Origin of the sequence: Psychrobacter sp. Ps7, from assembly GCF_022129225.1 — a bacterium.
GTDB lineage: Bacteria > Pseudomonadota > Gammaproteobacteria > Pseudomonadales > Moraxellaceae > Psychrobacter > Psychrobacter immobilis_A.
The window spans coordinates 1-6315 of the sequence record NZ_JADQAH010000064.1 but is presented as its reverse complement, the minus strand read 5'-3'; the positions used below and the strand labels follow the sequence as shown (position 1 = coordinate 6315).

Here is a 6315-nt window from a genome sequence, read left to right as displayed (position 1 = left end):
CGTTCACCAGACTTGTAAAGTCAAGTTAGTGGTTCATGTTTAGATAAATGGTGCTGCTAAATGAAATTGCAAGGCTATATGACCAACCGCAAGGAGAATATTGCGCCTTTATTTGCATTGTCGCTGATGTCTGCTAGGTTTTGCGCGTGGGCTTTATGGCTAAAATCAGGTAAAATGACGCGCGTCTTAACCGCTCCGTTCAAATAGCAACTATATGGATTAACGTGTGAGTTAAAACGCTAGGGCGAAATAAATAGGTCGGCAATGTGACAATAGCGGGCCACAAAACATAGGGTAAGGGGCGAGAATATGACCATCAATGCGGTGCTACTAGCGGTAGTCATCATGCTAGGGCTGTCTTTAGCGCGGGTACACGTGGTGCTCAGTTTATTAATCGGGGCGCTGGCAGGTGGGCTGATTGCGGGTCTTGGTATGACCGATACCTTAAATGCTTTTCAAGAAGGTATCCGTAATGGCGCGCAAATCGCGCTGTCTTATGCCTTATTGGGTGCTTTTGCAGTAGCGATTGCGCATTCAGGATTGCCACAGTCACTGGCAGGGGCGGTGATCAAACGCATTGATGCGGGCGGCACCAGTGGCATGATTAAATACATGCTGTTTGCAGGTTTAATCACCATGAGCTGCTTCAGCCAAAACTTAATCCCTATTCATATTGCCTTTATTCCATTGCTAGTACCGCCATTATTGCTCGCCTTCAATCGCATGCACATTGATAGACGTTTAATTGCTTGTCTGCTGACTTTTGGTCTTGTGACTACTTACATGTTTATTCCGTATGGTTTTGGCGATATTTATCTCAATCAAATCATGCTGAAAAACGTCGGCGAAGCAGGCATTGATATCAGTAACATCTCAGTCACCAAAGCCATGGCAATTCCGGCTTTGGGTATGTTTGTAGGCTTACTCGTCGCCGTATTTATCAGCTACCGTAAACCGCGCCAGTATCAGCAGCTAGCAATCGATAAAGCTGCGCATGATGAAGTGTTAGAGGGTGACGCGTTAAGCAAAACCGCAGCTAGTGTGCAAACACAAAGCAAGATGAAAACATTGGTGGCGCTTGCCGCAATTGTAACGGCATTTGTGGTGCAGATGTATACCGACTCACTTTTGCTTGGCTCGATGTTTGGCTTTGGCGTCTTTATGGCAACGGGCGTCGTTAAATGGAGTGAAGCCGATACAGTCTTTAATGACGGTATCAAATTGATGGCAATGATTGGCTTTATTATGATTACCGCGCAAGGCTTTGCGGAAGTTATGAAAGCGACTGAGCAGATTCAGCCATTAGTTGATAGTGCCGCGTCATTATTCGCAGGTAATAAAGCGATAGCTGCATTTATTATGCTGTTAATTGGTTTAATTGTGACCATGGGTATTGGTTCGTCATTCTCAACGATTCCTATTTTGGCCGCAATTTATGTGCCGCTATGTATTTCGTTAGGGTTTTCGCCATTGGCAACCGTGGCGATTATTGGTACGGCTGGCGCGTTGGGCGATGCAGGTTCTCCAGCATCAGATTCGACTCTTGGACCCACCTCTGGTCTAAATATCGACGGTCAGCATGACCATATCAAGGACAGTGTGGTGCCGACATTCTTGCATTACAATATTCCGTTATTGGTATTTGGCTGGATTGCGGCGATGGTGTTGTAAGGTTTTAAAATACTTAAATTATAAGACAATGAAAAAAGACGCTTTGCTAAGCGTCTTTTTGGTTTTTTAAAATCATTTAATTAGGAAAAATCTTAAGAGAGCAATGGTATCTTTTCGTTGCTTGAGCCTTGTTTCAAGCCTTTTATACCTTTAGATAAAAGGTATAGAAAAAATAACTCAATCACAGGATCATAAATCCGATCTAGTTTTAGATTGCCATTACTGTAGTCTATGATTGATAAACCAAATAAAACTAGCAAAATTAATAAGACTATAGGAGAAATTATGGCAATAAAGCGGTGAAAAAATATATTATTAGGCTGCCTTATTCGTTTTATTTCAATATAAGTTGTCAATGCAAAAGTATAAAATGCAACTAACGCAAAAGAAAAACTTCTCAGCTCGGCAATATCAAAATCATTGTAATCATAAATATAAGCAGCTGGTGTGAGAAACAACATAATTACCCAAAAGTAAAAGCAGACTTGTAATGAAGCGGGTGACATGAACTCTTTTTTTGCTTTATTCATGGTAGATTGAACCAGTGTTGTAATGATAATTATTTACAGTAATTATATTTCATAATTTAAAAATAAACAATAGTCCATATCATGTAGTATATCAAGAGGTTACTAATAGAGTAGCTCTTCAATTGACCAGTTGGTGATTTCTTAGTTACCTGTACTTTTATCAAAATCTTTTATCCCATCATTCAAACCACGCAAAAACGCATCGCTTTGCGCCATCAGTTCATTCAAGCGTTCTTCATTAATAAGCCGTGCTAGCTCATCAGCGCTAAAAGACTGCTCTTGACTGTAGTAACGCAACTCTCTAGCGTCCTCGCTACCTAACGTTTGCAAATACTCGTCCACATGATCAGCGCTAGAGTTAGTATCCATCGCTTGCTTATCCTCTTTCATTAAAACCACCTTATGCCGCTTGGTGTAATTAAGCCATCTAGTGGCACATCCCACGGTTGCCGCTGTAATTGTTCGACTACTTGGAAGTCATAACACCAGCCAATTTTTAATGGCTTTTTAGCGCCTGACCGATAGCTTTTGCCAAGGGTCGTATCATAAAAGCCGCCACCCATACCCATACGATTACCATCTTTATCTACTGCTACTAACGGACAGATAATGACATCCAATTCTCGCGCCCAAAGTAGACGGCGATGATGGTTTTGCTTCATCCCTAACCGATGTATACGTGTCGGTATATTAAGTAGCTTTGAGTGATAGACAGGGACAAAACGCAATCGTTTATCCTCAAAGCCATTGCTGGTACGGCCAAGTGAGCCGACAACGGGCAAGTAAGGTAAATAGCCTAAGCGTTGACACCAGTCCAACAGAGGCTGAGTGGGTAGCTCGCCAAAACCATCGTAATATAAGCCAATGCGCGCATTTTTTGGTAATCGCTGTTGTAGTTTGCTCAAATGCAAGCTCGCTGCTTGCCCCATATTTCTGCGCGCACTGTCAGTTAGTTGGCGGCGCTGGCGAGTAAAGTGTCGTCTGGGCGGGTTGCTAACGGCTGATTCCTCTGACGCTGCGTTTTTTGGTTCAGGATGCATATCTATACTATCCGCTAGTTTGTGAGTTTGGTTATGAGTTTGATAATGACAGCTGCTTTTAGACGTTAGCAATGGCTATTTGTCAATATTCAACGGGTCGTAGTCATGCTATCATAACGCCACTTTACATCGTATTCTCCTTTATGTGCAGCAGCTGTTGCACTTTTTATCGTTCAGTTATTTAACAACAAACCAGTAAAGAGGGTAGTTATGTCGACACAGAATCAGGCAACTCGTACCGAAAAAGACACCATGGGCAACGTGGAAGTTCCAGCTGACGCTTATTGGGGTGCACAAACCCAGCGTAGCCGTGAGAACTTCAAAATCGGTGGCGAGACTTTGCCGCGTCCGATGATTGAAGCAATGGCACTGGTCAAAAAAGCCGCTGCGATTACCAATGCGAGCCTTGAGCGTATCGAAGGCGATAAGCGCGATTTAATCGTGCAAGCCGCTGATGAAATCATCAATGGTGGTCTGACCGATCAGTTCCCGTTGGTCGTCTGGCAGACGGGTTCTGGTACGCAGTCAAACATGAATATGAACGAAGTATTGGCCAACCGTGCCAACGAAATTGCTGGCAATAAGCGTGGCAGCTACACGCCAATTCACCCAAATGATCATGTAAACCATGCACAGTCTACCAACGACAGCTTCCCAACGGCGATTCGTGTTGCCGCTGCTCGTGAAATCAACAGCCTGCTTATCCCAGCAGTAAAAGCATTACGCGATACGCTAGATGCCAAAGCCAAAGAGTTCGATAGCATTGTTAAAATCGGTCGTACCCACTTACAAGACGCCACGCCTTTGACTTTAGGTCAAGAATTTAGCGGTTATGTCAGCCAACTTGACCATTCGTTGACTCGTATCGACAATGCGCTACAAGGCTTATACGAATTGCCACTAGGCGGTACAGCGGTTGGTACGGGTCTAAACGCCCATCCTGATTATGCAGTAAAATCAGCTGAGCAATTGGCTGAGTTAACAGGCTTGCCATTTGTCACGTCACCGAATAAATTTGAAGCACTAGCCGCTCGTGATGCCGAAGTATTTGCTTCAGGCGCACTAAAAACGCTAGCGGGCAGCTTGAACAAAATCGCTAACGACGTACGTTGGTTGGCATCAGGGCCTCGTTGTGGTCTAGGCGAATTGACCATTCCAGAGAACGAGCCAGGCTCGTCTATCATGCCGGGTAAAGTGAACCCAACGCAGTCAGAAGCAATGACCATGGTTGTGGCACAAGTGATGGGTAACGACGTCACTATCAGCATGGCAGGCGCGTCAGGTAACTTTGAGCTTAACGTTTATAAGCCAGTAATTGCCTTCAACTTGTTGCAATCTGTCAAACTACTTGGCGATGCGTGCAACAGCTTCAACGAAAACTGTGCGGTTGGTATCGAGCCAGTAAAAGATAAAATCGATGACTTCTTGCACAATTCATTGATGCTGGTCACTGCGCTTAACCGTCATGTTGGTTATGAGAATGCTGCGAAAATCGCTAAGACGGCTTACAAAGAAAACAAAACCTTGAAGCAAGTTGCAGTTGAGTTAGAGCTATTAACTGAAGCACAGTTTGATGAGTGGGTAATTCCTGCTGATATGGTAAATCCTAAGTAAGCAGTAGACCAAATGATGAACTGCTACGGTGTCAGACTTGCTTAATGTATGAGCAGTACCATTTGCACTCGTCTTTCTTGTAGCAGCGTCATATTTGTTCCACTGAGAATTTAGAAATAAAAAAGACCTTGTCACGTCATGTGGCAAGGTCTCTTTTTGGTCTTGGATTTATTCTAAAACTATCTGCGTTTAACTAATATAAATTGAGTCAATATGAGTTTTCATACATGATTGTATTTGGAAGTATATTCATTGCTGTGCTCGTTCAGAATGGTAAACTATCTTTTGCTAGCGCTCTAATATATTGCAAACCTTCGTTTGTAAAGCTCCCACTATCATCGATTATCCCGTATTTAAATAATAATTTTTGAGTAGATGCAGAGTACATTCTTCTATCAAAAATCAGTATGTTTCTGAGAAGTTCTATTGGTAAATCGGCAACGCGATGAATAGGAATATCGCTAGACTCTAAAATGTTAAAAACAATTTTTCTCATAGAAGGTGGTACTTTATTAATTAAGGTACTTTCTATTGATCTTTCGTTGTTCTGGATTTTGTGTTTAAGAAATTTAAGTTCTTTAGTTAAATTTAAGATTTCGCGTTCTTTACTTTGAAGGCTATGAAGCACTTCTGTTTTTTCGTCTTCGCTCAATTTTGTTTGGTCAATAAGATCCGATAAAATCTGGTTTTTTTCTGCAATCTCTTTTTCCAATTCAATTTTACTAGCATCTATTTCTTCAGAACTACCTATGCTACCTTGGAAGCTGTCTCTAAGACCTGAATAACCTTCATCTAGATTTTTTAGCCTCGCTCCGAATCCAGCCTCTATGCGTCCAAGTATTTCTGAAATGTCCTTTGTGAATTTAAAGGTGTTATCGTAGAACCTATTGCTTGTGTCTGTTGCCTTAAAATAAAGGGCTACAGACATAGAAATCGCAAAAATTGCAAGTATTAAAGAGAGTAGGTCTGTGAAACTGAAATTAAAGTTTGAGAAGTCTAGGTTAGCGTCAATAGTAGCTATCTTGTACGACACCAAAGCCGTTAATATAATCGCTATTGCTATCTTTGCCCAGCTTTCCCTGTTTTTTATTTCTTCTGAAAAAGAATAAGGTTCTGGTACTACAGGTTTTTCTCTTTTAGATATTAAACCATTTTTTTCTTGTTCGTCTTCCATAAGTTGTCTTATTTTTTAGAGTCTGACTATTAGCCATGATTTTTGAGAGATTAGTTAAATTTCATAATAATAACAGCCTCAAAAATAAGCAAACATAAATTCAGAGTAATTGAGAGATAGCTCACAGGCGTGTAATGCAACGTCCTAATATTAGTCTCATATCAAAGAAAAAGCCAAGCAAAATGCTCGGCTTTTCTATAGTCTAATCCAAATAAAACCGATACAACCCTATTAACAATTGCATTTAATGAAATAAACGATGACTTATTCAATAGACTATCGCAAA

At 41.5% G+C, this 6315-nt stretch carries 6 protein-coding genes; 2 read left to right on the top strand and 4 right to left on the bottom strand.

The features are described from left to right. The first annotated feature begins 309 nt into the window (after positions 1–309). Positions 310–1671 (top strand): Na+/H+ antiporter family protein, encoded by a 1362-nt coding sequence (locus tag I3257_RS13895; RefSeq protein ID WP_238050139.1) that lies wholly within the window; start codon positions 310–312, stop codon positions 1669–1671. A 92-nt stretch (positions 1672–1763) separates the two neighbouring features. Here I3257_RS13895 and I3257_RS13890 read toward each other — a convergent pair whose 3' ends face one another. The 3 genes from I3257_RS13890 to I3257_RS13880 form a co-directional block, all read right to left on the bottom strand. Next, positions 1764–2201, bottom strand: coding sequence for a hypothetical protein (locus I3257_RS13890; RefSeq protein ID WP_238050138.1), 438 nt, complete (start codon positions 2199–2201; stop codon positions 1764–1766). A gap of 141 nt (positions 2202–2342) precedes the next feature. Continuing rightward, positions 2343–2591 (bottom strand): hypothetical protein, encoded by a 249-nt coding sequence (locus I3257_RS13885; protein WP_238050137.1) that lies wholly within the window; start codon positions 2589–2591, stop codon positions 2343–2345. Next, on the bottom strand, positions 2591–3241 hold the full coding sequence (locus tag I3257_RS13880) for a 5-formyltetrahydrofolate cyclo-ligase (RefSeq protein ID WP_238050136.1): 651 nt from the start codon (positions 3239–3241) through the stop codon (positions 2591–2593). Before I3257_RS13880 ends, I3257_RS13885 begins: the two co-directional genes overlap by 1 nt. 210 nt (positions 3242–3451) lie before the next feature. On the opposite strand from I3257_RS13880, the gene fumC reads away from it, so the two are divergent. Continuing rightward, complete coding sequence (gene fumC / locus I3257_RS13875; RefSeq protein WP_238050135.1) at positions 3452–4855, top strand: class II fumarate hydratase; 1404 nt, start codon at positions 3452–3454, stop codon at positions 4853–4855. A 265-nt stretch (positions 4856–5120) separates the two neighbouring features. Here fumC and I3257_RS13870 read toward each other — a convergent pair whose 3' ends face one another. Continuing rightward, positions 5121–6029 carry a hypothetical protein gene (locus tag I3257_RS13870; protein ID WP_201599953.1) on the bottom strand — a complete coding sequence of 303 codons (909 nt, stop codon included), beginning with the start codon at positions 6027–6029 and terminating at the stop codon, positions 5121–5123. Positions 6030–6315 lie beyond the last annotated feature (286 nt).